The following is a 23,462-nucleotide window of genomic DNA, read 5'->3' as shown; positions in this document are numbered from 1 at the left end:
TGATAAAAATGGCAAAGCCACTTTACAAATTAAGAGAAGGCAGGATAATTTCAGGTGTTTGCGCAGGACTAGCGGAGTATTTCAACATCGACGTGAACATAGTCCGTATCTGTGCAGTGCTTATAGGCTGTGCAGGCGGCGCAGGAGTTATCGCATATATTGCGGCTGCAATGCTTCTGCCTGAGAGATAAGACCATACTAAAAACAAAAACCACGGCTGAATGTAAACTCAGCCGTGGTTTTTTAAGTCTTAACAAATATCTTTTCTGTTCATGAAAGTATGTGACCAATGCACAAAAGTGCCGCACAAAAACTGTGCAAACAAATGATTTATATTTTAATTTGGCAACAATTCTGCAATTGTTGCATTTTTTATGCAACAAAACACCTCTTTTTCGGGATAAGTAGGAGGTGATAAACATGGAAGCAGTAATAGCGGCGTTCATAGCGGCGGCCGCCAGCATAGCCTGCCAGCTTATAATAGCTCGTTCGGGAGCTAAAGAAAACAAAAAATCACAGGAAGCCACCGAACGGCTTATTATATATAGAATAGATAGGCTGGAACAAACAGTTTCCGAGCATAACGCACTCATCTCAAGAATGGCGGCAGCAGAGCAAAAGATAACAGACATGGAAAGGGAGAGATATTCATGAAAGAAAAATTCGCAAAGCTCATTGACGTAAAATCGCTTGTCACACTGCTTATGACAAGCGTGTTCTGTATCCTCACGCTGAAAGGGATAGTCAGCGGAGAGCAGTTCATCACAGTTTTCACTGTGGTGATATCATTTTACTTTGGCGTACAGACGGCAAAAAAATCTGGAGGTGACGGAAATGGAAAAAGCTAAGGGCATAGATGTTTCACATTGGCAGGGAAAGATTGATTTTGAAAAGGTGAAGTCACAGGGTTACAGCTTTGTAATGATAAACGCAGGCTACGGCAAGTACATCAGTCAAAAAGACGAAAATTTCGAGGAGAACTATGCCGCCGCCAGAAAGGCTGGTCTTAATATCGGCACATACTGGTATTCCTACGCTCTTACGGAAGCCGATGCACTTGCGGAAGCAAAAACTTTTCTTGAAGCGGTCAAAGGCAAGAAGTTTGAATATCCCCTCGCCTTTGATATTGAGGACGTTTCCCAAAGTGAACTTCCAAACGCTGCCATAAACAAAATTATAGAAGCCTTCTGCGACTATCTCGAAAGCAACGGCTACTATGCGGCAGTCTACAGCTACGCAGACTTTTTCAAGCACAAGGTATCAGACTCCGTAAAAAACCGCTACGACATTTGGGTGGCACACTTTGACGTTGCAAAGCCTGCCATATCAAACTATGGAATGTGGCAGTATACAAGCAAAGGAACTGTAAATGGTGTTTCCGACCGCTGCGATTGCAACTACGCTTACAAAGACTACCCTGCCATAATGAAGAGAAAGTGCCTTAACCTTTACCCTTCCAACGCAAAAAATCTCGATACCACAGGCTACAAAAAAGGTGATAAAGGCAATGGTGTCCTTGCACTGAAATATCTTCTTATGCTTGCAAAGAAAAAGGGTATGCACAATATCAGCCTTGATAAAAACAATATTTTCGGTGCAGGCACTCAGAAAGCCGTGAACAATATACTCAAAACCCACGGCTATTCACAAAACGGTATAGCAGGCAAGAAATTTATTGACCTTTTAGGCAATGAGCTTCTAAAATAAGCACAAGCAACCGCAAAAACGAAGGGGCGAACAGCGTTTGCCTGCCTATACCCAAATACAAAGCCCATATTAGCACATAAAAAAGGCTGTACCCTTCCGGATACAGCCTTGAATGCTATGCAAAATTTATTAAACCAACTGAATGATAGCCATTTCAGCAGCGTCGCCACGACGTGGTCCGATCTTGATGATCTTTGTATAGCCGCCGTTTCTGCCCTCATATGAAGGTGCAATGTTGTCAAACAGCTTCTTAGCTACGTCTTCCTTAGTTACATAAGAAAGTACCTGACGCTTTGAGTGAAGGTCGCCTGCCTTGCCGAGAGTAATCATTTTCTCAGTCATAGCAGCAACTTCCTTAGCTCTTGTTACAGTGGTTTCAATCTTACCGTTTTCGAGAAGATAAGTAACCATAGCTCTGAGCATTGCTTTTCTCTGGTCGCTAGTTCTTCCCAGCTTTCTTGTGCCTGGCATAGATTTTCACTCCTTACTTTAATTATCGTCCTCTGAATTAAGGTCGTAACCCAATGAATGAAGCTTTTCCTTGACCTCGTCGAATGACTTCTTACCAAGGTTTCTTACCTTCATCATTTCTTCAGCAGACTTTTCAATCAAATCGTTAACCGTGTTAATTCCTGCACGCTTCAGACAGTTAAATGAACGCACAGATAAGTCAAGTTCCTCAATGGTCATCTCAAGGATCTTTTCCTTGCCCTTTTCATCCTTTTCAACCATCATCTCTACAACGTTAGTCTCTTCTGAGAGATCAACAAAGAGATTCAGATGCTCGTTGAGGAGTTTGGCTGCCATTGATACAGCTTCCTTAGCGGAGATAGTACCGTCGGTCCAAACCTCCAATGTCAGCTTATCAAAATCGGTGATCTGTCCAACACGGGTGTTGTCAACCGTGAAGTTCACCTTTAATACAGGCGTATAAATACTGTCTACTGCAATAACACCAATAGGGGCGTTAGGCATAAGCGCCTTGTTCTTTTCCGCAGAAACATATCCACGACCTCTGTCGATGACAATTTCCATATAAAGCTTTGCGCCCGGTCCCAAAGTTGCAATGTGCATATCAGGAACAAGAATGTCCACCTCAGAATCTGTCTTGATGTCGCCGGCAGTGACAACGCACTCGCCCTCGGCCTCAATGTAGATAGTCTTAGGACCTTCACCGTAAAGCTTTGCAGTTAAACCCTTGAGGTTAAGAATGATCTCAGTAACATCTTCCTTAACTCCGGGAATTGTTGATAGTTCGTGGTGTACACCGTCGATCTTTACCGATGTAACGGCGACGCCTGGCAAAGAGGAGAGCAGTACACGTCTCAGACTATTTCCGAGCGTAATACCATAGCCACGCTCCAGAGGCTCGAGAATAAACTTGCCGTATGTTCCGTTGCTCTTTAGCTCGGCTGTTTCGATTTCAGGCTTTTCTATTTTTTCAAGCATTTAAGACCCTCCTGTTTTCAAACTCGATTGTTTTATATGATCAATAACACATACACTTCCAAAAACATATCAAGTATTTCTCCGATACGCACTCTTGAAGAGTGCATACCGTAAGAACCACTATCAATACATTATTTAGAATACAACTCGACGATGAGGTGCTCCTCGATGTCATAGTCAAGGTCTTCCTTAACAGGCATACGAAGAACCTTAGCTGTCTGGTTGTCCTTGTTTACATCAAGCCATGTAGGAGCTGCCTTTGAAGCGTTAGCCTCAATGATCTGCTTGAACTTCTCGCTCTTCTTGCTGTTTTCCTTAAGTGAGATAACATCGCCTTCCTTGATTCTGTAAGAAGGAATGTCAACTCTCTTGCCGTTAACAAGATAATGACCGTGAACAACGAGCTGACGAGCCTCTCTTCTTGTCATTGAAAGACCCATTCTGTATACAACATTGTCAAGTCTTGACTCGAGAAGAGTAATGAGGTTAGCACCGGCCTGACCCTCCATTTTCTCAGCAAGCTCGAACAGGTGACGGAACTGCTTCTCAAGAACGCCATAGATGAACTTGAGCTTCTGCTTTTCCTTAAGCTGCATACCGTATTCTGAAACTTTCTTTCTCTTGTTAGCGTTAGGATCACGCTTTGTTTCCTTAGCGATACCCATAACTGCTGGGCTGATTCCGAGAGATTTACATCTCTTGAGTATTGGTTCTCTATTTACTGCCATGGTAAATACCTCCGTTTTCTAAATGTTATCGGGTCTTAGCCGAATTGCTTACCCGACTTTGAGTAAACTACAAACTCAAATTGTCTTATAAACTATACACGTCTTCTCTTTGGAGGACGGCATCCATTGTGAGGGATCGGAGTTACATCCTTGATAAGTCTAACTTCAAGATCCTCAGACTGCAAAGCTCTGATTGCAGCCTCACGGCCAGCACCAGGTCCCTTTACAAAAACTTCAACTGTCTTAAGGCCATGCTCCTTAGCAGCTCTTGCAGCAGTTTCAGCAGCTGTCTGAGCAGCGAATGGAGTAGACTTCTTAGAACCTCTGAAGCCGAGTCCGCCGGCAGATGCCCAAGAAATAGCATTGCCCTGCATATCTGTAATAGTTACGATAGTGTTGTTAAAAGTAGACTGGATATGAACCTGTCCCTGTTCAATGTTCTTTCTTTCACGACGACGACGAATAGTAGTCTTCTTCTTAGCCTGAGCCATTGTTCACACCCTCCTTACTTCTTCTTATTAGCGATTGTCTTTACAGGACCCTTACGAGTTCTTGCGTTGGTCTTTGTTCTCTGACCTCTAACTGGGAGACCTCTTCTGTGACGAAGACCACGATAACAACCGATTTCTGTCAATCTCTTGATATTGAGCGCAACATTTCTTCTGAGGTCACCCTCAACAGTGATGTTATGGTCAATATATTCACGCAATTTAGCTACATCGTCCTCAGACATATCCTTAACTCTTGTGTCAGGATTTACGCCTGTTTCATTAAGAATCTTAGTAGCAGTTTTCTGACCTATACCATAGATATAAGTAAGAGCAATTTCAATTCTCTTATCCTTTGGCAGGTCGATACCAGCAATACGAGCCATTATTTAGCTGCACCTCCATTATTGGTTTGTTAGCCCTGACGTTGTTTGTGCTTAGGATTCTGGCAGATTACCATAACCTTGCCTTTTCTCTTGATTACCTTGCACTTCTCGCAGATAGGCTTAACTGAAGGTCTTACTTTCATTGAAATACCTCCTTTGAATTTAGCGACAAGAATTAAAAATTCTTAAACTTACGGGAAAGCTTACTTAGCTCTCCATGTGATTCTTCCCTTTGTCAAGTCATACGGTGACATTTCGACCGTTACCTTATCTCCGGGCACGATACGAATATAATTCATACGCAGCTTACCCGAAATATGAGCAAGGATTTTATGACCGTTTGAAAGTTCTACCAGAAACGTTGCATTTGGCTTAGCCTCAATTACCGTTCCCTCAAGTTCGATAACGTCTTCCTTTGACATTAAAAAACCTCCCCATCTAAAAGGTTTTGGTCTGCTGTAACACGGTTTGGGTCAAAACCTTGTATCAGCCGTCTTAATTTCCTGTTTGTCAGCTCATCAGTGCTGATGTTGACGCCCGCAGGTGAAATGTGTTTTATGTTTTTACGCTTTGGCTTTTCAAGCTTACGCTCCTTGCCGTCTGCGATATACACAAAACCGCCGCTGGCAGCTACCGCAACAAAATATCTGCCCTTATCACGGCCTGCGTTCGCAAGCACCACTGAACCGATCGGTATATCTACAACGCTTTTCTCCGTCATACTTTGGTCAGGATAACTGCCCCGTCAGGAGTAACTGCGATTGTATGCTCAAAATGAGCCGCCCACTTTCCGTCTTTTGTCTTGACAGTCCAACCGTCAGGCATTGTCTTGATATCAGCCGTACCCATGTTTATCATAGGCTCTATGGCTATTACCATACCTGCTACAAGTCTGATGCCGTGACCAGCCTTGCCATAGTTTGGAACTTCAGGATCTTCGTGCAGGTTTTTGCCCACACCGTGACCTACGAACTGTCTTACAACGGAGTAGCCGTTGTCCTCATTGTATTTCTGAATGGCCGCACCCAAGTCGCCAAGTCTAACGCCCGGCTTTACCATATCTATTGCAAGATACAGACTTTCTTCGGTGGACTTCATCAGAGCCTCTGCCTCAGGGGAAATCTTGCCTACAGCAAAGGTCTTGCAGGAATCTCCGTGATAGCCGTCAATGTAAGCACCAACGTCTACTGAAACGATGTCGCCCTCGCAAAGCTTGCGTGGACCGGGGATACCATGGATTATCTCATCGTTGACGGAAATGCAGGCTGAGCCTGGAAATCCGCCGTAGCCAAGGAAGCTTGGCTTTGCACCATGAGAAGTGATATATCTGTGAACGACTTTATCAAGCTCGTAGGTAGTCATACCCGGTCTGATAGCCTCGCCCGCAGCGATCAATGCTCCGGCGGTTATTGCGCCCGCCTTCTGCATTTTCTCGATCTCTTTATTAGATTTAACGCATATCATTAAAAAACGCCTCGGATCTATGCCTTAACAGCTTCAAGAACAAGCTTTGAAGTGTCCTCTACCTTATCCTGTCCCTCAACAGTAACGAGCTTACCTTGCTTACCGTAGTAATCTTTAAGAGGAGCGGTTGATTTGTGATATGTCTGAAGTCTGCTGATAACTGTTGCAGGCTCGTCGTCCTTACGGATAACGATCGGCTTTCCGCAAACATCGCACACGCCCTCTACCTTTGAAGGCTTGAAAGCTGTGTGGTAAGTAGCGCCACAGTCGAGGCAAACTCTTCTGCCTGAAAGTCTCTGCTGAATAGTCTCGTCAGGAACATATATCTCTATGACCTTGTCTATCTTAACGCCCATAGCGTCAAGAGCCTCAGCCTGAGGAACTGTTCTTGGGAAACCGTCCAGAATGAAACCGTTCTGAGCGTCAGGCTCAGCGATCCTGTCCTTAAGGATACCAATTACGATATCGTCTGATACAAGGTCGCCTGCGTCCATAGCAGCCTTAGCCTTGAGACCGTACTCAGTGCCAGCCTTAACAGCCGCTCTGAGCATATTGCCTGTAGAAATAGTAGGAATGTTCAGAGCCTTGCAGATAACCTCAGCCTGAGTTCCTTTTCCCGCACCGGGAGCGCCTAAAAGAATAATATTCATTTTTAACTCCTTTTTATCTCAAACGTAAAGCCTATGGTTTATTCAAGGAAGCCCTTATGATGACGCATCATCATCTGAGATTCCATAGTTCTTGCAGTTTCAAGAGCAACTGATACAACGATGAGTATCGAAGTACCGCCCATTGCAATATTCATCTTTGTGATCGAAGTGAAGATAATAGGGAAGATAGCGATTATTCCGAGGAACACAGCTCCTACCAAAGTTATCTTTGACAGAACCTTCTTAAGATAATCGGAAGTTGGTCTACCAGGTCTGATACCGGGGATACCGCCGTTGTTCTGTCTGAGGTCGTTTGCGATCTGAAGTGGATTATACTGCATTGAAACATAGAAATAGTTGAAGCCGATTATCAGCACAAAGTACAGACAAGCGTAGAACGGATGAGTGTACTCGAACCAGTGAAGGAAGTGATCGTAGAAGCTTCCGCTCTTTGGTTCAATGAACATTTTGAGTGTTGAAGGCAGTGACATGAAAGCCATTGCAAAGATGATAGGCATAACGCCGCTCATTGCGATCTTGATCGGAATAAAAGTATTCTGACCGCCGTACTGTTTTCTGCCGACTACTCTCTTAGCGTACTGTATCGGTATTCTTCTTTCAGCCTCGTTCATAAAGATGATAAAGCCTATCATCAGAATGAATACAACAAGGATAGCAATTACGAGAATGATGTTCTTAGCCTCGCCTGTCTTCATGTAATCGAACAGACCGATAACTGCTGAAGGACCTCTTGCAATGATACCTGCGAACAGGAGCATTGAGATACCGTTTCCGATACCCTTCTCGTTTATCTCGTCGCCAAGCCAGATCGTCAGTGACGCACCTGCTGTAAAGCAAGCGATAATAACTATCTCTGCGAATATCTTGCTAAAGCCCTCTGTGTAAACACAAGCACCCGCTTTCTTCATGGTGAGGTAATATGCCCACGCCTGGAAGATAGCAATAGCAAGTGACGCATACTTTGTTATCTTGTTGAGTTTCTTTCTTCCCTCAGGACCTTCCTTCTGGAGTCTTTCCAGCGGTGGAAGAGCGTAGGTCAGAAGCTGAATGATAATTTGTGCATTGATATAAGGTGAAACGGAGAGCGCCAAGAGAGTAGCTTTTGAAAAGTTACCTCCTGACAGAACGTTCAGATAGCTGAAAAAGTCACCTGACGAAGCACTCTGTTCAAACCATGCTGACAATGCGACTGAGTCAAGGTAAGGCACAGGAACTGTACCGCCGACTCTGTAGATGATGATGATGAAAAAAGTAAATAGAAGTTTTTTTCTTAATTCCGGAACTCTCCAGGCATTACGAAATGTCTCTATCACAATTACATCACCTCAACCTTCCCGCCTGCCTTTTCAATCTTTTCCTTAGCAGCTGCTGAGAACTTAGCAGCCTTAACGGTAAGGTTTTTAGTTAATTCGCCGTTTCCGAGAATCTTGACGCCGTCAAGTTCCTTCTTGATGATGCCTGAAGCTTTAAGAAGCTCAGTATCAACAACTGTGCCGTCAACAAATCTATCAAGATCAGATACATTTACGATAGCATACTTTGTTGCGAAAATATTGTTGAATCCACGCTTAGGGATTCTTCTTGCGAGCATTGTCTGTCCGCCTTCAAAGCCCGGTCTTATTCCGCCGCCGGAACGAGCCTTCTGACCCTTGTGTCCCTTGCCTGCGGTCTTTCCGTTACCAGAACCGTGACCTCTGCCCTTGCGCTTGCTCTCCTTTACGGAGCCTGCAACAGGTGATAATTCGTGCAGTTTCATTCAGATTGCACCTCCTTATGCTTCAGTTACTTTAATAAGATGGGAGATAACCTTTACCTTTCCCTTTGTCTGAGGATTGTCAGGCTGACAAGTCTTATCCCCGATTTTTCTGAGACCCAGTGAATTAGCGGTAGCGACCTGCTTATCGCTTCTTCCGTTAAGGCTCTTTATCAGTTCGATGTTAATTGCCATAACTGTTATCCTCCTTAGCCTGTAATTTCTTTAACTGTCTTGCCTCTGAGAGCTGCTACTGTTTCAGCACTTCTGATGTTAGCAAGACCGCTTATTGTAGCTCTTACTGCGTTGTAAGGATTGTTTGAACGGAGCTGTTTAGCTCTGATATCCTTAATTCCAGCAGCTTCTACAACGGCTCTTACTGTGCCGCCTGCGATAACTCCAGTACCTGGTGCTGCAGGCTTGAGAAGAACCTCGCCTGCACCGAACTTACCGATAATTTCGTGTGGGATCGTTGTTCCCTTAAGTGAAATTCTGATAAGGTTCTTCTTGGCGTCCTGGATTGCCTTTCTGATTGCGTCAGGAACTTCTCCTGATTTACCGATTCCGAAACCTACTACTCCGTTTCCGTCGCCTACTACTACGAGGACTGAGAACTTCATTATACGGCCGCCCTTAACAGTCTTTGATACTCTGTTAATTGCAACGACCTTTTCAGTAAGTTCCATGTTTGAAGCATCTATTAAAGCCAATGTTTACCCTCCTCTTTAGAACTTAAGTCCGCCTTCACGGGCTCCGTCTGCCAACTCCTGAACACGTCCGTGGTAAAGGTAGCCGCCTCTGTCGAATACGACATTCTCGATGCCCTTTGCCTTAGCCGCCTGAGCGATCATTTCGCCGACCTTACGAGCGCCTTCCTTGTTGCCGCCGTTGCCTTCAAAGTCCTTGGACATTGAGGAAGCGCTGCAAAGTGTTACGCCGTTTACGTCGTCGATAACCTGTGCATAAATATGCTTAGAGGAGCGGAATACGTTGAGGCGAGGACAATCAGCTGTTCCGTTGATCTTGTTGCGGACTCTCTGATGTCTTTTTGCTCTTGCCTTAGCCTTGTCAAGCTTTTTAACCATAGTAATTCTCTCCTTTTATTACTTCTTGCTGCCCTTACCAGCCTTACCTTCCTTACGGATAACATACTCGCCTTCGTAACGAATACCCTTACCCTTATAAGGCTCTGGTGGACGCTTCTCACGGATCTCACAAGCAAACTGACCTACTTCCTGCTTGTCGCAACCTGAAATTACGATGTGGTTTGCGTCAGGTACGTCGATCTTGATAGTATCTGTTTCAGGTACGATTACCTGATGAGAAAAACCAAGGTTGAGAACAAGGTCTTTGCCCTGCTTCTGTGCTCTGTAACCTACACCAACGATCTCAAGCTTCTTTGCGAAACCCTCTGTAACACCCTCTACCATGTTGTGTACGAGTGTTCTTGTCAGACCGTGCAGTGACTTGTGGAGCTTATCCTCTGAAGGACGCTCTACTGTGATCACGCCGTCTGCACACTTTATGATCATATCCTTGTGGAACTCTTTTGTGAGTGAACCCTTAGGACCCTTTACTGTAACTACGTTTCCGTCTGCAACAGTAACCTCTACACCTGCAGGAACACTAATTGGCTTAATACCTATTCTTGACATAACTTAGTCCTCCTTACCAGATGAATGCGAGAACTTCTCCGCCGACATTCAGCTCTCTAGCCTTCTTGTCTGTGATAACGCCCTTTGAAGTAGATACGATAGCAATGCCAAGACCCTTTATAACCTTTGGCATATCCTCGCAGCTTGCGTAAATTCTCAGACCAGGCTTTGATACTCTTCTGAGTCCTGTGATGACTGGATTTCTGTTCTCGTCATATTTAAGAGTAATTCTAATGATACCCTGCTTACCGTCTTCAATGATCTTGAAGTCCTTAACGTATCCTTCGTCTACGAGGATCTGTGTGATAGACTTCTTCATATTAGATGCAGGAACGTCAACTGTTGCGTGCTTCGCAGTACTTGCGTTACGGATTCTTGTAAGAAGATCCGCTATTGTATCAGTAATTTGCATGCGTGTTAACCTCCTTTTACCAACTAGCCTTCTTAACTCCCGGAATCTTACCCTCGTGAGCCAACTCTCTGAAACAGATACGGCAAACGCCGAACTTTCTCAGATAAGCGTGAGGTCTTCCGCAGATCTTACATCTGTTGTAAGCACGAGTGGAATATTTAGGCGTAGCCTGCTGTTTGTTGATCATAGCCTTCTTAGCCATTTTTTATCCTCCTCTTACTTATCAGCAAATGGAGCACCCATAAGTGAAAGCAGCTCCTTTGCCTCTTCATCAGTTTTTGCAGTTGTGATAAAGTTGATATCCATACCACGAACCTTATCTATCTTATCGTATTCGATCTCAGGGAAGATCAGCTGCTCCTTAAGACCAGTAGAGTAGTTGCCTCTGCCGTCGAAAGAGTTAGGGTTGATACCTCTGAAATCTCTTACACGAGGAAATGCTACGTTGAAAAGTCTGTCAACGAATTCGTACATTTTCTCAGCTCTCAGTGTTACCTTAACACCGATGATCTGTCCGTCTCTGAGCTTGAAGTTAGCAACGGACTTCTTTGCCTTACAAACGATCGGCTTCTGTCCTGTGATAGCAGCCAGATCAGTCATGATAGCATCGATAACCTTCTTGTTATCCTTATCTGCGCCGCAGCCCACGTTGATAACTACCTTATCAAGCTTTGGGATCTGCATAACGTTAGCGTATTCGAATTTCTTCATCATAGCAGGAGCTACGTCGCTAACATAATATTCTTTAAGTCTAGCCATCGTAATATCCTCCTAATTAAAATTCTTCGCCGCAGTCTGCGTTCTTGCAGACTCTAACTTTAGTACCGTCCTCAAGGAACTTATGAGCGACTCTTGTTGGCTTGCCGCACTTAGGGCAAACTGCCTGTACCTTTGAAGCGTACATTGCAGCCTCAGCCTCAACTATGCCGCCCTGCTCGCCCTGACGTCTTGGCTTAACGTGCTTTGTAGCAATGTTAAGACCCTCAACGATTACCTTTCCCTCCTTAGGGGAAACTTCCAGGACCTTGCCCTTCTTACCCTTGTCCTTACCGGAGAGGATAACGACGGTGTCGCCTGTTTTTACGTGTACCTTATTCATTGTTACGACACCTCCAATTAAAGAACTTCTGGAGCAAGTGAAAGGATCTTCATATAATCCTTCTCTCTGAGCTCCTTAGCTACTGGTCCAAATATACGAGTACCTCTTGGGTTCTTGTCTTCTTTGATAATAACAGCTGCGTTTTCGTCAAAACGGATATATGTGCCGTCTGCACGACGAAGACCCTTAGCTGAACGAACGATTACTGCTTTAACAACGTCGCCCTTTTTAACAACTCCGCCTGGTGTTGCCTTTTTAACAGAACAAACTACAACGTCACCGATGTTTGCATACTTTCTGCGTGTTCCGCCGAGTACCCTGATGCACATAAGCTCCTTTGCTCCGGAGTTATCTGCTACCTTCAGGTAAGTCTGCATTTGTATCACAGTGCGTTCCTCCTTTCAGAATTTAACGTGCGGTCGGCAGAAGTTATCTGCCACCTGCACTATTGCGTTTTAATTACTTAGCCTTCTCAAGAACGTTAACAAGACGCCATCTCTTGTCCTTTGACAGAGGTCTTGTTTCCATAACTTCAACCTTGTCGCCTATATTGCAGACATTGTTTTCGTCATGTGCCTTAAGCTTAACTGTTCTCTTGATGATCTTCTTGTAAAGTGGGTGCTGTACGTTATCCTTGATAGCAACTACGATAGTCTTATCCATCTTGTTGGAAACTACAACGCCAACTCTGGTTTTTCTCAAATTTCTCTCTTCGCTCACAGTTAATCCTCCCTTCGAAAATTACTGAACATTGGACTCTTGCTTACGAATGAATGTCTTTACACGAGCAATATCCTTCTTCACAGCCTGAAGTCTCTTAGGATTCTCCAACTGATTTACAGCGTGCTGGAAACGAAGGTTAAAAAGCTCCTGCTTGAGCTCAGCGAGTTTGCTGTTGAGCTCGTCGACTGTCATATCCTTGATTTCATTAGCCTTCATTATTGCTCACCACCCGTTTCTTGAGTATCTCTTTTAACGAACTTACACTTGATAGGCAGCTTGTGCATTGCAAGACGCATTGCTTCTCTAGCTGTCTCTTCAGGTACTCCTGCGATCTCGAACATTACTCTGCCTGGCTTAACAACGGCTACCCAATACTCAGGTGCGCCCTTACCTTTACCCATTCGAGTTCCAAGAGGCTTTCTTGTTGCAGGCTTATCTGGGAAGATCTTGATCCAAACCTGACCGCCACGCTTGATGTATCTTGTCATTGCGATACGGGCAGCTTCGATCTGATTTGATGTGATCCAAGCAGGCTGAAGAGCCTGAAGACCATACTCACCGTGAGAAACTGTGTTACCTCTCATTGCCTTGCCTGTCATACGGCCGCGGTGCTGTTTTCTGAACTTAACTCTCTTTGGAAGCAGCATTACTTGTTACCTCCCTCTTTTTTAGCCTTATTGAAGTCACGCTTACCATTTCTGTTCTGGCGTCTTCTGTCGTTTGACTCTCTCTTGTCTGAAGCAGCAACTTCGCCCTTAAGAACCTCGCCTCTGTATATCCATACCTTAACGCCGATCCTACCGTAAGTTGTGTGTGCCTCAGCTGTACCATAGTCGATGTCAGCTCTGATCGTCTGAAGTGGAATTGTACCCTCGTGGTATGTTTCTGCTCTAGCGATCTCTGCACCGCCAAGACGGCCGCCGCATCTAACCTTGATACCCTTAGCGCCGAGCTTCATTGCTCTGCCGATAGACTGCTTCATTGCTCTTCTGAATGAGATTCTATCTTCAAGATCGTGTGCGATCTTTTCTGCAACGAGCTGTGCATTGATGTCAGGCTGCTTTACCTCAACGATGTTGATAGCAACGCTCTTGCCGATCATCTTTTCAACGTTTGCACGGAGCTTTTCGATCTCTGCGCCGCCTCTGCCTATTACGATACCAGGCTTTGCACAGTGGATGTGGATTCTTACCTTCTGACCGCCGTCCTTATCGGCAAATCTTTCGATCTCTACTTTTGGAACGCCGGCGTATACGCACTTATCTGCTGGATTCTTTGATCTTGTATTCAGCTCTTTAAGAATGAAGTTACGAACGTTGTAATCCTCAACCAGTGTATCGCCAAAAGTACCCTTTTCTGCAAACCAGCGGGAGTCCCAATTCTTAATCACACCGACACGAAGTCCGTGTGGATTTACTTTCTGTCCCATAGTTTACCTCCTCTTTCAGCTTATTCCTTTTCCTTAAGAACGATCGTAACGTGTGATGTTCTCTTAAGGATTCTATATGCTCTGCCTTGTGCTCTTGGCATGATTCTCTTCATTATCGGTCCTGGACAAACATAGCACTCTGCAACGTAAAGGTTGTTCTTATCCATGTTATGGTTGTTCTCAGCGTTGTGAGCGGCGGACTTCAGAAGCTTCTCAAGATATTCACTTGCAGCCTTTGGTGTATGCTTTACTGTTGCCATTGCAACATCATAGTCTTTTCCTCTGATCAGATCGAGAACGATCTGTACCTTACGAGGAGCAATACGAGCATTTCTCAGAATTGCTTTTGCTTCCATTTGTATTCCTCCTTCCGCACTACTTACCGTTGTTTGAGGTCTTTGAACCTGCATGACCCTTGAATGTTCTTGTTGGAGCGAACTCTCCCAGCTTGTGACCAACCATGTCCTCTGTTACATATACAGGAACGTGCTTACGTCCGTCGTGAACTGCGAATGTGTGACCAACGAATTCAGGGAATATTGTAGAAGCTCTGCTCCATGTCTTGAGCACCTTCTTCTCGCCTGCATCGTTCATTGCCTTAACTCTCTTGTAAAGGACCTCCTGTACGTATGGTCCCTTCTTGACACTTCTACCCATTGATCATCTGCCTCCTTTCAGCATTACTTACCGTTTCTGCGTTTTACGATAAACTTATCGGAGCGATGATGCTTAGCACGGGTCTTGTATCCCATTGTAGGCTTACCCCAAGGTGTAACTGGAGTTGGTCTACCAACTGGAGCACGACCCTCACCACCACCGTGTGGGTGATCGCATGGGTTCATTACAGAACCTCTAACGGTAGGTCTCCAGCCCATATGGCGCTTTCTACCTGCCTTACCGATATTTACGTTCTCATGGTCGATGTTTCCTACCTGACCGATTGTAGCCATGCAGTTTACAGGGACCTTTCTCATCTCGCCTGAAGGAAGTCTTACAAGTGCGTAGTTGTCTTCCTTACCCATGAGCTGAGCCATGTTTCCTGCTGAACGAACGAGCTGTGCGCCCTTACCAGGATAAAGCTCGATGTTGTGGATGAAAGTACCAACAGGAATGTTTATCATTGCAAGTGCATTACCAGGCTTGATGTCTGCGTCTGCGCCTGCTCTGATAACGTCACCGACCTTAAGACCATAAGGTGCGATGATGTATCTCTTCTCGCCGTCCTCATACTCTACAAGAGCAATGAATGCTGAACGGTTTGGATCGTACTCGATAGTAAGAACTGTTGCGTTCATATCGAGTTTGTTTCTCTTAAAATCAATTACACGGTATTTTCTTCTTACTCCGCCGCCTCTGTGACGAACAGTGATTCTACCGTAGCTGTTTCTACCTGAGTTCTTCTTGAGTGGCTCAAGCAGAGACTTACATGGAGCAACCTTTGAAAGCTCGGAATAATCGGTAACTGTCATACCTCTTCTGCCGGCTGTTGTAGGCTTGTAGCTCTTTATTGCCATTTGAAATTCACTCCTTATCTGAGTTTTGCGAAAAGGTCAAAGCGTTTTCACGCCAAGCGCCCTTCCATACTTACGTCCTGCGGTGAAATGATGAGCGGTCCTCGCCGCCTCGCAAGACCTTTCCGAAGGCTTCTCGGTATTCATGAAGTTCTTCGGAGCAATGCAGCCTTACGCTGCACCTCTTTTAGAGGATTTAGAACAAGCCCTCGAAGAATTCGATTGTCTTGTCACCCTCAAGAGTAACGATCGCTTTTTTCCAGTCTGGTCTGTAGCCTACGCTTCTTCCCATTCTCTTCTGCTTACCCTTAACGCTGATCGTGTTTACCTTAGCTACCTTTACGTTGAAAAGCTCTTCAACTGCCTTAGCGATCTCGATCTTGTTAGCGTCCTTAGCGACCTTGAAAGTGTATCTGTTAGCCTGAAGTCTGTCCATTGAGTCTTCAGTGATAACTGGCTTTAAAATTATATCTTGAGCAGTTCTCATTATGCGTAAACCTCCTCAATCTTCTTTACAGCCTCTGAAGAAACGATAAACTTATCATAGTTCAGAATGTCGTAAACACTGAGAGTATTTACAGTAGCTGTCTTAACGCCAGGAATGTTGGCTGCACTCTTGACAACAGTCTTGTCAGACTCTGCTGTAACGATGAGAGCCTTACCCTCAGCACCAAGTGCCTTGAGCATCTCAACAACTGCCTTTGTCTTGTAGCTCTCGAGCTTGATTGAGTCAACAACTACGAGATTCTCGTCAACGACCTTTGTTGAAAGTGCAGACTTCATACCGAGTCTTCTTTCCTTTTTATTAAGTGAATAGCTGTAATCTCTTGGCTTAGGACCGAGAGCAACACCACCGTGTACCCACTGTGGAGCTCTGATAGAACCCTGTCTTGCGTGACCTGTTCCCTTCTGTCTCCATGGCTTTCTACCACCGCCTCTTACTTCTGTTCTTGTAAGAGTTGACTGTGTGCCCTGTCTCTGGTTAGCAAGATAATTTACAACCATAGCGTGCATGATAGCCTTGTTTGGCTCGATACCGAAAATAGCATCGTTAAGCTCAGTGTCGGCAACCTTTTTGCCTGTCATATCAAATACTGAAATCTGTGACATTATGATTCCTCCTTCCACTAAGCCTTCTTAACGCAGTCGCAAATTGTAACTGTACCGTTCTTTGGTCCAGGAATTGCGCCCTTGATTGCGATAAGATTATTTTCTGCGTCTACCTTGACGATCTCAAGATTCTGTACAGTTACCTTTACGTTACCGTACTGACCAGGCATACCCTTGCCCTTGAAGATTCTTGAAGGTGATGAACAAGCACCCATAGAACCTGCATGTCTGTGTACAGGACCTGTACCGTGAGTTTCCTTAAGTCTTGAGTTGTTGTGACGCTTGATCGTACCGGAGAATCCGTGACCCTTGCTTGTACCGCTGACATCAACGATGTCGCCTGCAGCAAATGTGTCAGCCTTTACGATATCTCCAACATTAAGAGCTGATGTGTCAGCAAGTCTGAACTCCTTAAGAGTTCTCTTCATTGCAACGTCAGCCTTCTTGAAGTGACCCTGAAGAGGCTTGTTTACTCTCTTCGCTCTGATGTCGCCATAGCCAAGCTGAACAGCCTCATAGCCGTCATTCTCAACTGTCTTCTTCTGAACGACAACGCAAGGACCAGCTTCAACAACTGTTACAGGAATTACTTTTCCTGCTTCATCGAAAATCTGTGTCATACCGATTTTCTTACCGATGATTCCCTTTTGCATTATGTTTTCCTCCTATGTGGTTATTGGTCGGACTTGTCCGACGTGACCTGCGTGTTAAATGTTTTTTGAGATCGCACGCGATCTCATTTGGAGATTACTTGATCTCCATAACAATGTTAACGCCTGCAGGAAGTTCAAGATTTTCAAGAGCTGCTGTTGTTTCCTTTGTAGGTCTCAGAACGTCGATAAGTCTCTTGTGAGTTCTCATCTCGAACTGCTCACGGCTATCCTTGTACTTGTGTACAGCTCTGAGGATCGTGATTACCTCTTTGTCTGTAGGAAGTGGGATAGGACCTGAAACCTGTGCGCCTGAACGCTTAACAGCCTCAACGATCTTTGCTGCAGCTGCGTCTACAACCGCATGCTCGTAACCCTTGATCTTGATTCTGATCTTTTCATTGACTGCCACTTAAATCGCCTCCTTGTGCAAATTAAAAAAGTTTAGGGGGCAGCTTTCTTTCGCTCAAGCCTCAGTCAATTGCGTAAATGATCAAGGCGTGCCGATCGCTTACGCAATTGACAGGTTCGAGCTTTAAAAGCTTTCTGTTGATACCCGTTTACACTCTGCCGTGTGTTCCCTGCCGTTCTCATAAAAAATTCCGAAACCCACAAGGCTTTCGGACTCAGAAAACAGCGCACACAGCATCACACATACTCACGCTAAAGCAGACCTTGTCCGCTATCGCAAGAAGCATAAGCACATACTGTGTTCGGTATTAACAGTCGCCCGGTTTAAAATCGGACATACTCCACGGAAATTACCTGACCAACTGTCAGCAACCTTCCGCTTCATCGCATATCATCATCGTGTACATTAAATACACTGTGCAGTCACGCAAGTATTATTATACACTACTTTTACACCATTTGCAAGCGGTTACAGACAAATTACAATATAGAATTTTCACCTATTTCTCAACGCTTTTATATGCACATTGCATAAATTTCACTATGAGTATCATTTGCCGCTACATTTTATTCATATTCGTTATAAAAGTCGGTTTTTCGGGGCTTTAGCAGGGTAAAATGCTACTATTTATCGCAATAATTTTGCTATCGCCAAAAGAACGGGCGACCACAGGTCGCCCTTATAAGATGTAATGCAAGCATTTGTAATTTTGCTAAGATGATTTTAAGATTTATCATAACAATGCACAAATTTGCACTTCCGATTTTATTCACTTATGCAAGATGCGGAAACGCCTGACATTCGGGCAAAGACAAAAACAGAGCGGCACTATCTGCACCGCTCTGTTCGCTATATTATAATGTATTACTGCTTAACGTTTCCCATAATGATACCACGTCCGTCAGTGCCTACATAAACTCTGCCGTATACCTTAGGGTCGCCGCTGATTATCTTTCTAACGTTGCCCCACTTCTGTGTGTCATCATTGATACGCTTCCATGTTACTCCCTTGTCGGCTGACATATAAATGCCGTAGCCATCGCCATTTGCTTCGCCCATCATGTAGAGAGCCATATAGTCGCCGTCTTTTTCAGCCTTACCAAGACCGATAGCGTCACACTGTGTAACGTCCTGAGATGTAGGAGCAAGTGTGCCTGTTGCAGTATCCAGATAATAAACGCCACCTGCACCGACAGCTATCCAAAGGTCGCCCTCTGTATCAGGACAAGCTTTTATTGATGTTGCTGAAACCAGCATATTTGCTATAGGGCTGAAAGTCTTTCCACCGTCTGTACTCATATAGAACGTTCCGTCATATGAGCCGTAGAACTTATCAGGATTTACCTTATCTGTTTCAATAACTGCACCGGCAGGAAGTCCCTCGCAGGTAGTCCATGTTTTGCCAAAGTCGCTTGTTACTGCCGCAGCAACGCCTGTTGTGCCGCTCTGATAGAAAATGGTCTTGCCGTCAGCGGAAAGCTTAGCTGTGCCGCCTGCTTTCTTCTCAACACCCTCAGGAAGAGTTTCCACTGCCTGCCAGGTTTCGGCTGCGTCTGTTGAATAGTAAACTGAGCCGTCACCGTCGTTAGTTGCTCTTACTACTATCTTATAATCCTGTGCTGCACAATCTATAGATGTCGCCTTGAAGTCGCCATAATGCTCCTGCGGAGCTTTTGTTACATCATCATGGCGGAAGCCGTAAAGATCACCCATTGTGGAATAAAGCTCAGGAGTATCCTCGCCATTATCGAGAGGTGAAACGAAGTCAAAGATAGCTGTCATTTCAATGCCCATTGCCTTTACGCTTATGTCAACAGGTTCGTCCTTTATCTTTGAAAGATTTGATGTGCCGAAGATAGTTGCACCTGTTGTGTAAAGAACTTCATCAGGATTGAACGGGTTGATAGCAACACCTGTCATCCACCAGCCCGGCTTGAGCTGTCCCTGCCAATCCAGCCAAGGAGCATTGCTTATATCGAGATTAAAGTTGTTTACCGTCTTGCCATTCTCATCACAGCTCCAAATGCCGTTCCAAGTTTCGCCTCCGTCATAGGAAACGAAAAGGTTGTCGAAATATGCCCAAAGGTCAAGAGTTGTGCATACTATCATGTTAGGGTCGTTAGGGTTTACTGAGATACCATTGTAACCGCAAGTATAAGATCTCTCAGGAGTTATTTCTGTCCACTCGCCTGTTTTAAGGTTATACTTCTGAACTGCTCCGTCAGACGCACCGTTTGGTCCTACCTTATAAGACCATGTTGAATAGAGATATCCGTCAGAAGATATCTCGCCCTGACAAGGCTTGAGCTTCTCGGTCTTGTCGCCTGTAGCTTCAGACTTTGGATTAGGGATAGCTGTCCAGGTTTCGCCTGCGTCATCGGAACGATAGAGGTAATCCCCTTGTGTTCCTGCTGAGCCAACGATTATTGTCTTTGTTGCCTGACCCTTTTCAGAGCTTGATTTATCGAAAGCCACGAATGTAAGTCCGATAGAATATCCGTCCTCAGTATATCCGCCCTTTGTAGGGAATGAAGTGACCTCGTTCCATGTTGCGCCATAGTCTGTGGACTTCCAAAGTCCGTCAGCTCTTGAGCCGAAGTAAAGTATAGAGTTATCGTTAGGGTCTACCTGAAGTCTTTCACCGCAGCCTCTTCCGACCTCGTTACCGCCCATGCCGAAAGGCATTTCGCAGATAGTCCAGTTCTTGCCGTAATCGTCAGAAGCGAATATTGCACCGTTACTTGTGGAGTATGTACCAGCCGCCAGATAAACTCTGTTTGGCTCAACAGGGTCAGTTGCAAGGCTCTCTGTTCCGTTATAGTTCCAATCGTCGCCGCCAAAGCAATCTGTTATACACTCCCAGCGCTGAGTATCCTTATTATACTTGTAAGCACCGCCCATATCTGTTCTGGCGTAGATAAGCCCCTCCTCAGTAGGGTTATAGATGACGTCAGGGATAAAACCGCCGTCAACTATCTCGACGTTTCCCCACTCCCAGCCAGTGTCAACAGGCTGAGCGTTGTAATATTCCTTCTTAGCGTCGCCCTTGCTGTCAGAGCCGCTGGAGGAATCGTTCTTTTTTGAGCAGCCTGCGAAAGCTGTCACTGTAAGGGCGGCGGCACAAGCCACTGCCATTAGCTTTTTTAACCTCATAAAAATTCTCCTTATAAGTTGTATTCGTTTACATCTCTGTGTTATTTAAAGGCGGAAGATCTCCGCCTTTAAAATTTGAACTTATTTCACAATTATTGTACTACAATATCTTCAAATTGTCAATAGTCTTTTGTGTATTTATCTAACCTTACCACAACTTTGATAAACGCTTTGCTCTTACACCTTTATAAAATGAAGTATCTTTGAGCAGAAGTCGCCATAAAGTCCGTCGCCGTTCCACATCTTTGCGATATTGATGCCTGCATTCATAAGTGCCGCACCTGAAATCTTCTTGTCAGGCTCGCTCTCCTCATAATAGTAAGCGTCAGCTTCAAGACCCTTGAGCTTGATACGTCTTGATCTTTCGTTTGGTCTGCCAAGCACCTGAACGAATTCAAAGAGAGCTTCGCTCTTGTCCTTTGCAACGAACTCCCAAGCGTCCCAGGTGTTGTCCTCGAACATATTGCCTATTCTGTAGTGGTCGCCTGTTCTTACAAGCTTGTTGAACTTGTTGAACTCCTCTATCTGTGCAGGGATAGCGTCCCTGTCCTCCTGCGGTATCCTTGTTACATCAAGCTCATAGCCGAATGTACCCACCATAGCAACGTGACCTCTTGTCTTGAAAGGAGTGTTTCTGCCGACTGTGTGGTTAGGGCAATCGGAAACGTGCGCACCCATTGCTGAGCATGGATAGCACATTGAAGTGCCGTGCTGTATCTTCAATCTTTCGATAGCGTCTGTATCGTCAGAGCACCATATCTGTGGGCTGTAGTAAAGCATACCAGGATCAAATCTTGCTCCGCCGCCTGAGCAGTTCTCCAGCAGGATATGAGGATAATCTGTTGTAAGTCTGTCCATAAGGTCATAAACACCGAGAACATATCTATGCCAAAGCTCTCTCTGTCTTTCAGCAGGCAGGGTAGCCGAGCCGACCTCTGTAAGCTGTCTGTTCATATCCCACTTGATGTACTCGATATTCGCACTGTCGAGAATCTTCTTCATCATGCCGTAAACATGATCTCTGACTTCCTTTCTTGAATAGTCAAGAACATACTGCTCTCTGCAAAGCGTCAGAGGTCTGCCCTTTATCTGGATAGCCCAGTCCGGGTGAGCCTTATAAAGCTCAGAGTCAGGGGATATCATTTCAGGCTCGAACCAAATGCCGAACTTCATGCCAAGCTTATTTACCTCGTCAACAAGATATTTAAGACCGCCCTTGAGCTTCTTCTCATAAACGAACCAATCGCCCAGTGATGAGTTATCAGAATCTCTGTGACCGAACCAGCCGTCGTCCATAACAAGCATTTCTATACCAAGCTTTGAAGCTTCCTTAGCAATATCTATAAGCTTGTCAGTATCGAAATTAAAGTAAGTAGCTTCCCAGTTGTTAATGAGTATCGGACGTCTTTTATCCTTATACTCGCCTCTGATAAGGTTGTTTCTATAGAGGTCATGGAAAGTTCTTGACATTTTGCCTATACCCTCGTCAGAGTGCACCATTACTACCTCAGGGCAAGTGAAGCTTTCGCCCTTTTCCAAAAGCCACTCGAAATCCAAAGGATTTATACCCATAAGGAAACGGGTTTTCTTATGCTGAGTAACTTCTGCCTGAGCGTAGAAGTTGCCTGAATAAACGAAGTTGAAGCCGAACACCTCGCCCTTATCCTCGTCAGCGTTATTGTCGCAGAGGGCAACGAACGGATTGTTCTGATGTGATGATTCGCCCTTGCAGGAATCAACAAGCTGTTTACCATGGTGAAGTCTGCATCTTTCAACAGCTCTTTCTCTAGCCCATGAGCCGTTGAGTGTAATCATATCCATTTTGTCTGTATCAAAATCAACGCAAGCTGAAAGGGCTCTTGTTATCTTAAAAGGCTTCTCGCCCTTGTTTGTGATGACCGCAGAACGTGTGATAACGTCAAGCTTATCGAAAGCTGTGTATATAAGAACGACTTCGATATCGGCATACTTATCATACATTGTTATCTCGAGAGTTGAACAACCGCTTTCCTCAGTAGCGAAAGTAGCAGGCAGACCCTCAAGCTTTGGCTTGCCCTCATACATTTTATGAGAAACATATCTCAGGTCACAGGTCGACATACCGTTTGCGTCCATTATCTTGAATGCAGACTCTCTGTAGTCGCCAAGACCGAAGCATGGATATTCAAAAGGCAGTGTATCCATAAAGCTTGCTCTGTCACGGTCATTAGTAGCAGGCGTAAAAGGGCTTTCGTCAAGACGGAGGAGGTAAGTCAGATCCTCGTCAGGGACTTTATTTCCATAGTAAACGTGAGCGAGGTAGCCCTCCTCGCAGACCTTCATCATATAGTCTGTATTATTGGCTCTCAGCTTGAAAGCCTTATCTTTTTCGTTATAAAAGATATTGATAATTATCACTCCTTGCAAAAATCTGAACCTTACGGCTCAATTGATATTATAACACATAAAAAAAATAATGCAACAGGGTAAAACGATTACTTTGAAAATTATTTTGTTAATTTTTCTTGATAATGCAAATATTTGAACACGGGTGGTTCAAATTGTGGGAATATATAAAAAAGGGACTTATGCGAAACGCACAAGTCCCTAAAAAATCAAATATAGACGGTATCAGATTATGACCCGCCCCCTGTCAAGTAGACAGCGCAAAAAACAAAAATAT

At 44.8% G+C, this 23,462-nt stretch carries 38 protein-coding genes; 4 read left to right on the top strand and 34 right to left on the bottom strand.

Going from position 1 to position 23,462, the window contains the following annotated elements:
* The first annotated feature begins 8 nt into the window (after positions 1-8).
* From DW015_RS11270 to DW015_RS11255, 4 genes are all read left to right on the top strand, one after another.
* The gene (locus DW015_RS11270) at positions 9-191 is read left to right on the top strand and encodes a PspC domain-containing protein (RefSeq protein WP_038672624.1); all 183 of its coding nucleotides are present in this window, start codon (positions 9-11) and stop codon (positions 189-191) included.
* Between the two features lie 229 nt (positions 192-420).
* On the top strand, positions 421-654 hold the full coding sequence (locus DW015_RS11265) for a hypothetical protein (RefSeq protein WP_038672626.1): 234 nt from the start codon (positions 421-423) through the stop codon (positions 652-654).
* The gene (locus DW015_RS11260; protein WP_117905681.1) at positions 651-848 is read left to right on the top strand and encodes a hypothetical protein; all 198 of its coding nucleotides are present in this window, start codon (positions 651-653) and stop codon (positions 846-848) included. The genes DW015_RS11265 and DW015_RS11260 overlap by 4 nt, the downstream gene beginning before the upstream one ends.
* Positions 835-1,707: a glycoside hydrolase family 25 protein gene (locus DW015_RS11255; protein WP_117905680.1), complete on the top strand. Its 873-nt coding sequence runs from the start codon at positions 835-837 to the stop codon at positions 1,705-1,707. Before DW015_RS11260 ends, DW015_RS11255 begins: the two co-directional genes overlap by 14 nt.
* A gap of 129 nt (positions 1,708-1,836) precedes the next feature.
* On the opposite strand, the gene rplQ is transcribed toward DW015_RS11255, so the two are convergent.
* The 34 genes from rplQ to DW015_RS11085 all read right to left on the bottom strand — a co-directional run bounded on the left by rplQ (position 1,837) and on the right by DW015_RS11085 (position 23,188).
* The gene (rplQ, locus tag DW015_RS11250; RefSeq protein ID WP_022286968.1) at positions 1,837-2,178 is read right to left on the bottom strand and encodes a 50S ribosomal protein L17; all 342 of its coding nucleotides are present in this window, start codon (positions 2,176-2,178) and stop codon (positions 1,837-1,839) included.
* 18 nt (positions 2,179-2,196) lie between these two features.
* Positions 2,197-3,156, bottom strand: a complete 960-nt coding sequence (locus DW015_RS11245) for a DNA-directed RNA polymerase subunit alpha (protein WP_022286969.1) — start codon at positions 3,154-3,156, stop codon at positions 2,197-2,199.
* Between the two features lie 131 nt (positions 3,157-3,287).
* Entirely contained in the window at positions 3,288-3,884 is a 597-nt protein-coding gene (gene rpsD, locus DW015_RS11240; protein WP_022286970.1) for a 30S ribosomal protein S4, read from the bottom strand.
* A 92-nt stretch (positions 3,885-3,976) separates the two neighbouring features.
* Positions 3,977-4,375: a 30S ribosomal protein S11 gene (rpsK, locus tag DW015_RS11235; RefSeq protein ID WP_022286971.1), complete on the bottom strand. Its 399-nt coding sequence runs from the start codon at positions 4,373-4,375 to the stop codon at positions 3,977-3,979.
* A 14-nt stretch (positions 4,376-4,389) separates the two neighbouring features.
* The gene (gene rpsM / locus DW015_RS11230; protein ID WP_022286972.1) at positions 4,390-4,758 is read right to left on the bottom strand and encodes a 30S ribosomal protein S13; all 369 of its coding nucleotides are present in this window, start codon (positions 4,756-4,758) and stop codon (positions 4,390-4,392) included.
* Positions 4,759-4,787: 29 nt separating this feature from the next.
* The gene (rpmJ, locus tag DW015_RS11225) at positions 4,788-4,901 is read right to left on the bottom strand and encodes a 50S ribosomal protein L36 (RefSeq protein WP_022286973.1); all 114 of its coding nucleotides are present in this window, start codon (positions 4,899-4,901) and stop codon (positions 4,788-4,790) included.
* 60 nt (positions 4,902-4,961) lie between these two features.
* Positions 4,962-5,180, bottom strand: coding sequence for a translation initiation factor IF-1 (gene infA, locus DW015_RS11220; RefSeq protein ID WP_022286974.1), 219 nt, complete (start codon positions 5,178-5,180; stop codon positions 4,962-4,964).
* Positions 5,180-5,479 carry a KOW domain-containing RNA-binding protein gene (locus DW015_RS11215; RefSeq protein WP_022286975.1) on the bottom strand — a complete coding sequence of 100 codons (300 nt, stop codon included), beginning with the start codon at positions 5,477-5,479 and terminating at the stop codon, positions 5,180-5,182. The genes infA and DW015_RS11215 overlap by 1 nt, the downstream gene beginning before the upstream one ends.
* Positions 5,476-6,222: a type I methionyl aminopeptidase gene (map, locus tag DW015_RS11210; RefSeq protein WP_022286976.1), complete on the bottom strand. Its 747-nt coding sequence runs from the start codon at positions 6,220-6,222 to the stop codon at positions 5,476-5,478. The genes DW015_RS11215 and map overlap by 4 nt, the downstream gene beginning before the upstream one ends.
* 17 nt (positions 6,223-6,239) lie before the next feature.
* Positions 6,240-6,872, bottom strand: coding sequence for an adenylate kinase (locus tag DW015_RS11205; RefSeq protein ID WP_022286977.1), 633 nt, complete (start codon positions 6,870-6,872; stop codon positions 6,240-6,242).
* Positions 6,873-6,910: 38 nt separating this feature from the next.
* Positions 6,911-8,206: a preprotein translocase subunit SecY gene (secY, locus tag DW015_RS11200; RefSeq protein WP_117905679.1), complete on the bottom strand. Its 1,296-nt coding sequence runs from the start codon at positions 8,204-8,206 to the stop codon at positions 6,911-6,913.
* 2 nt (positions 8,207-8,208) lie between these two features.
* The gene (gene rplO, locus DW015_RS11195) at positions 8,209-8,649 is read right to left on the bottom strand and encodes a 50S ribosomal protein L15 (protein ID WP_022286979.1); all 441 of its coding nucleotides are present in this window, start codon (positions 8,647-8,649) and stop codon (positions 8,209-8,211) included.
* Between the two features lie 15 nt (positions 8,650-8,664).
* Positions 8,665-8,841, bottom strand: a complete 177-nt coding sequence (gene rpmD / locus DW015_RS11190; protein WP_022286980.1) for a 50S ribosomal protein L30 — start codon at positions 8,839-8,841, stop codon at positions 8,665-8,667.
* A 14-nt stretch (positions 8,842-8,855) separates the two neighbouring features.
* Complete coding sequence (gene rpsE / locus DW015_RS11185) at positions 8,856-9,356, bottom strand: 30S ribosomal protein S5 (protein ID WP_022286981.1); 501 nt, start codon at positions 9,354-9,356, stop codon at positions 8,856-8,858.
* Between the two features lie 15 nt (positions 9,357-9,371).
* Positions 9,372-9,731 (bottom strand): 50S ribosomal protein L18, encoded by a 360-nt coding sequence (rplR, locus tag DW015_RS11180; protein ID WP_022286982.1) that lies wholly within the window; start codon positions 9,729-9,731, stop codon positions 9,372-9,374.
* Between the two features lie 18 nt (positions 9,732-9,749).
* The gene (gene rplF, locus DW015_RS11175; protein ID WP_117877704.1) at positions 9,750-10,301 is read right to left on the bottom strand and encodes a 50S ribosomal protein L6; all 552 of its coding nucleotides are present in this window, start codon (positions 10,299-10,301) and stop codon (positions 9,750-9,752) included.
* 13 nt (positions 10,302-10,314) lie between these two features.
* The gene (rpsH, locus tag DW015_RS11170) at positions 10,315-10,713 is read right to left on the bottom strand and encodes a 30S ribosomal protein S8 (RefSeq protein WP_022286984.1); all 399 of its coding nucleotides are present in this window, start codon (positions 10,711-10,713) and stop codon (positions 10,315-10,317) included.
* Between the two features lie 16 nt (positions 10,714-10,729).
* The gene (locus DW015_RS11165; RefSeq protein ID WP_022286985.1) at positions 10,730-10,915 is read right to left on the bottom strand and encodes a type Z 30S ribosomal protein S14; all 186 of its coding nucleotides are present in this window, start codon (positions 10,913-10,915) and stop codon (positions 10,730-10,732) included.
* 14 nt (positions 10,916-10,929) lie between these two features.
* Positions 10,930-11,472 carry a 50S ribosomal protein L5 gene (gene rplE / locus DW015_RS11160; RefSeq protein ID WP_022286986.1) on the bottom strand — a complete coding sequence of 181 codons (543 nt, stop codon included), beginning with the start codon at positions 11,470-11,472 and terminating at the stop codon, positions 10,930-10,932.
* 16 nt (positions 11,473-11,488) lie between these two features.
* Positions 11,489-11,812 (bottom strand): 50S ribosomal protein L24, encoded by a 324-nt coding sequence (gene rplX, locus DW015_RS11155; RefSeq protein ID WP_022286987.1) that lies wholly within the window; start codon positions 11,810-11,812, stop codon positions 11,489-11,491.
* A 17-nt stretch (positions 11,813-11,829) separates the two neighbouring features.
* Entirely contained in the window at positions 11,830-12,198 is a 369-nt protein-coding gene (gene rplN / locus DW015_RS11150) for a 50S ribosomal protein L14 (RefSeq protein WP_022286988.1), read from the bottom strand.
* Positions 12,199-12,271: 73 nt separating this feature from the next.
* Positions 12,272-12,532, bottom strand: coding sequence for a 30S ribosomal protein S17 (gene rpsQ / locus DW015_RS11145; RefSeq protein ID WP_022286989.1), 261 nt, complete (start codon positions 12,530-12,532; stop codon positions 12,272-12,274).
* 21 nt (positions 12,533-12,553) lie between these two features.
* Entirely contained in the window at positions 12,554-12,751 is a 198-nt protein-coding gene (gene rpmC, locus DW015_RS11140; protein ID WP_022286990.1) for a 50S ribosomal protein L29, read from the bottom strand.
* The gene (gene rplP, locus DW015_RS11135; protein WP_022286991.1) at positions 12,751-13,182 is read right to left on the bottom strand and encodes a 50S ribosomal protein L16; all 432 of its coding nucleotides are present in this window, start codon (positions 13,180-13,182) and stop codon (positions 12,751-12,753) included. The genes rpmC and rplP overlap by 1 nt, the downstream gene beginning before the upstream one ends.
* Positions 13,182-13,964: a 30S ribosomal protein S3 gene (rpsC, locus tag DW015_RS11130; protein WP_022286992.1), complete on the bottom strand. Its 783-nt coding sequence runs from the start codon at positions 13,962-13,964 to the stop codon at positions 13,182-13,184. The genes rplP and rpsC overlap by 1 nt, the downstream gene beginning before the upstream one ends.
* Positions 13,965-13,984: 20 nt before the next feature.
* A complete protein-coding gene (gene rplV / locus DW015_RS11125) occupies positions 13,985-14,320 on the bottom strand; it encodes a 50S ribosomal protein L22 (RefSeq protein WP_022286993.1) in 336 nt (111 codons plus the stop codon).
* 19 nt (positions 14,321-14,339) lie between these two features.
* Positions 14,340-14,621 carry a 30S ribosomal protein S19 gene (gene rpsS, locus DW015_RS11120; RefSeq protein ID WP_022286994.1) on the bottom strand — a complete coding sequence of 94 codons (282 nt, stop codon included), beginning with the start codon at positions 14,619-14,621 and terminating at the stop codon, positions 14,340-14,342.
* Positions 14,622-14,644: 23 nt separating this feature from the next.
* A complete protein-coding gene (gene rplB / locus DW015_RS11115; protein WP_022286995.1) occupies positions 14,645-15,478 on the bottom strand; it encodes a 50S ribosomal protein L2 in 834 nt (277 codons plus the stop codon).
* Between the two features lie 193 nt (positions 15,479-15,671).
* Positions 15,672-15,962 carry a 50S ribosomal protein L23 gene (gene rplW / locus DW015_RS11110; RefSeq protein ID WP_038672640.1) on the bottom strand — a complete coding sequence of 97 codons (291 nt, stop codon included), beginning with the start codon at positions 15,960-15,962 and terminating at the stop codon, positions 15,672-15,674.
* Positions 15,962-16,585, bottom strand: coding sequence for a 50S ribosomal protein L4 (gene rplD / locus DW015_RS11105; protein ID WP_038672642.1), 624 nt, complete (start codon positions 16,583-16,585; stop codon positions 15,962-15,964). The genes rplW and rplD overlap by 1 nt, the downstream gene beginning before the upstream one ends.
* 17 nt (positions 16,586-16,602) lie before the next feature.
* Positions 16,603-17,238, bottom strand: coding sequence for a 50S ribosomal protein L3 (gene rplC, locus DW015_RS11100; protein ID WP_022286998.1), 636 nt, complete (start codon positions 17,236-17,238; stop codon positions 16,603-16,605).
* Positions 17,239-17,332: 94 nt separating this feature from the next.
* Positions 17,333-17,647, bottom strand: a complete 315-nt coding sequence (gene rpsJ / locus DW015_RS11095; protein WP_022286999.1) for a 30S ribosomal protein S10 — start codon at positions 17,645-17,647, stop codon at positions 17,333-17,335.
* 864 nt (positions 17,648-18,511) lie between these two features.
* Complete coding sequence (locus tag DW015_RS11090; protein ID WP_117905678.1) at positions 18,512-20,800, bottom strand: cellulose-binding protein; 2,289 nt, start codon at positions 20,798-20,800, stop codon at positions 18,512-18,514.
* Positions 20,801-20,977: 177 nt separating this feature from the next.
* A complete protein-coding gene (locus tag DW015_RS11085) occupies positions 20,978-23,188 on the bottom strand; it encodes an alpha-galactosidase (RefSeq protein WP_117905689.1) in 2,211 nt (736 codons plus the stop codon).
* Between the last annotated feature and the right edge of the window lie 274 nt (positions 23,189-23,462).

This window comes from Ruminococcus sp. AF37-20, from assembly GCF_003460465.1.
In the GTDB taxonomy this organism is placed as follows: Bacteria; Bacillota; Clostridia; order Oscillospirales; family Ruminococcaceae; genus Hominimerdicola; species Hominimerdicola aceti.
The sequence above is the reverse complement of the archived record's forward strand: the minus strand, read 5'-3'. Positions and strand labels throughout refer to the sequence as shown.

What these genes read in the sequence shown, in the direction of transcription:
- DW015_RS11270 (WP_038672624.1), top strand. Translation starts at nt 9, where the DNA reads ATGGCAAAGCCACTTTACAAATTAAGAGAAGGCAGGATAATTTCAGGT.
- DW015_RS11265 (WP_038672626.1), top strand. Translation starts at nt 421, where the DNA reads ATGGAAGCAGTAATAGCGGCGTTCATAGCGGCGGCCGCCAGCATAGCC.
- DW015_RS11260 (WP_117905681.1), top strand. Translation starts at nt 651, where the DNA reads ATGAAAGAAAAATTCGCAAAGCTCATTGACGTAAAATCGCTTGTCACA.
- DW015_RS11255 (WP_117905680.1), top strand. Translation starts at nt 835, where the DNA reads ATGGAAAAAGCTAAGGGCATAGATGTTTCACATTGGCAGGGAAAGATT.
- rplQ (WP_022286968.1), bottom strand. Translation starts at nt 2,178, where the DNA reads ATGCCAGGCACAAGAAAGCTGGGAAGAACTAGCGACCAGAGAAAAGCA.
- DW015_RS11245 (WP_022286969.1), bottom strand. Translation starts at nt 3,156, where the DNA reads ATGCTTGAAAAAATAGAAAAGCCTGAAATCGAAACAGCCGAGCTAAAG.
- rpsD (WP_022286970.1), bottom strand. Translation starts at nt 3,884, where the DNA reads ATGGCAGTAAATAGAGAACCAATACTCAAGAGATGTAAATCTCTCGGA.
- rpsK (WP_022286971.1), bottom strand. Translation starts at nt 4,375, where the DNA reads ATGGCTCAGGCTAAGAAGAAGACTACTATTCGTCGTCGTCGTGAAAGA.
- rpsM (WP_022286972.1), bottom strand. Translation starts at nt 4,758, where the DNA reads ATGGCTCGTATTGCTGGTATCGACCTGCCAAAGGATAAGAGAATTGAA.
- rpmJ (WP_022286973.1), bottom strand. Translation starts at nt 4,901, where the DNA reads ATGAAAGTAAGACCTTCAGTTAAGCCTATCTGCGAGAAGTGCAAGGTA.
- infA (WP_022286974.1), bottom strand. Translation starts at nt 5,180, where the DNA reads ATGTCAAAGGAAGACGTTATCGAACTTGAGGGAACGGTAATTGAGGCT.
- DW015_RS11215 (WP_022286975.1), bottom strand. Translation starts at nt 5,479, where the DNA reads ATGACGGAGAAAAGCGTTGTAGATATACCGATCGGTTCAGTGGTGCTT.
- map (WP_022286976.1), bottom strand. Translation starts at nt 6,222, where the DNA reads ATGATATGCGTTAAATCTAATAAAGAGATCGAGAAAATGCAGAAGGCG.
- DW015_RS11205 (WP_022286977.1), bottom strand. Translation starts at nt 6,872, where the DNA reads ATGAATATTATTCTTTTAGGCGCTCCCGGTGCGGGAAAAGGAACTCAG.
- rplO (WP_022286979.1), bottom strand. Translation starts at nt 8,649, where the DNA reads ATGAAACTGCACGAATTATCACCTGTTGCAGGCTCCGTAAAGGAGAGC.
- rpmD (WP_022286980.1), bottom strand. Translation starts at nt 8,841, where the DNA reads ATGGCAATTAACATCGAACTGATAAAGAGCCTTAACGGAAGAAGCGAT.
- rplR (WP_022286982.1), bottom strand. Translation starts at nt 9,731, where the DNA reads ATGGTTAAAAAGCTTGACAAGGCTAAGGCAAGAGCAAAAAGACATCAG.
- rplF (WP_117877704.1), bottom strand. Translation starts at nt 10,301, where the DNA reads ATGTCAAGAATAGGTATTAAGCCAATTAGTGTTCCTGCAGGTGTAGAG.
- rpsH (WP_022286984.1), bottom strand. Translation starts at nt 10,713, where the DNA reads ATGCAAATTACTGATACAATAGCGGATCTTCTTACAAGAATCCGTAAC.
- DW015_RS11165 (WP_022286985.1), bottom strand. Translation starts at nt 10,915, where the DNA reads ATGGCTAAGAAGGCTATGATCAACAAACAGCAGGCTACGCCTAAATAT.
- rplE (WP_022286986.1), bottom strand. Translation starts at nt 11,472, where the DNA reads ATGGCTAGACTTAAAGAATATTATGTTAGCGACGTAGCTCCTGCTATG.
- rplX (WP_022286987.1), bottom strand. Translation starts at nt 11,812, where the DNA reads ATGAATAAGGTACACGTAAAAACAGGCGACACCGTCGTTATCCTCTCC.
- rpmC (WP_022286990.1), bottom strand. Translation starts at nt 12,751, where the DNA reads ATGAAGGCTAATGAAATCAAGGATATGACAGTCGACGAGCTCAACAGC.
- rplP (WP_022286991.1), bottom strand. Translation starts at nt 13,182, where the DNA reads ATGCTGCTTCCAAAGAGAGTTAAGTTCAGAAAACAGCACCGCGGCCGT.
- rpsC (WP_022286992.1), bottom strand. Translation starts at nt 13,964, where the DNA reads ATGGGACAGAAAGTAAATCCACACGGACTTCGTGTCGGTGTGATTAAG.
- rplV (WP_022286993.1), bottom strand. Translation starts at nt 14,320, where the DNA reads ATGGAAGCAAAAGCAATTCTGAGAAATGCTCGTATTGCTCCTCGTAAG.
- rpsS (WP_022286994.1), bottom strand. Translation starts at nt 14,621, where the DNA reads ATGGGTAGAAGTGTCAAGAAGGGACCATACGTACAGGAGGTCCTTTAC.
- rplB (WP_022286995.1), bottom strand. Translation starts at nt 15,478, where the DNA reads ATGGCAATAAAGAGCTACAAGCCTACAACAGCCGGCAGAAGAGGTATG.
- rplW (WP_038672640.1), bottom strand. Translation starts at nt 15,962, where the DNA reads ATGAGAACTGCTCAAGATATAATTTTAAAGCCAGTTATCACTGAAGAC.
- rplD (WP_038672642.1), bottom strand. Translation starts at nt 16,585, where the DNA reads ATGTCACAGATTTCAGTATTTGATATGACAGGCAAAAAGGTTGCCGAC.
- rplC (WP_022286998.1), bottom strand. Translation starts at nt 17,238, where the DNA reads ATGCAAAAGGGAATCATCGGTAAGAAAATCGGTATGACACAGATTTTC.
- DW015_RS11090 (WP_117905678.1), bottom strand. Translation starts at nt 20,800, where the DNA reads ATGAGGTTAAAAAAGCTAATGGCAGTGGCTTGTGCCGCCGCCCTTACA.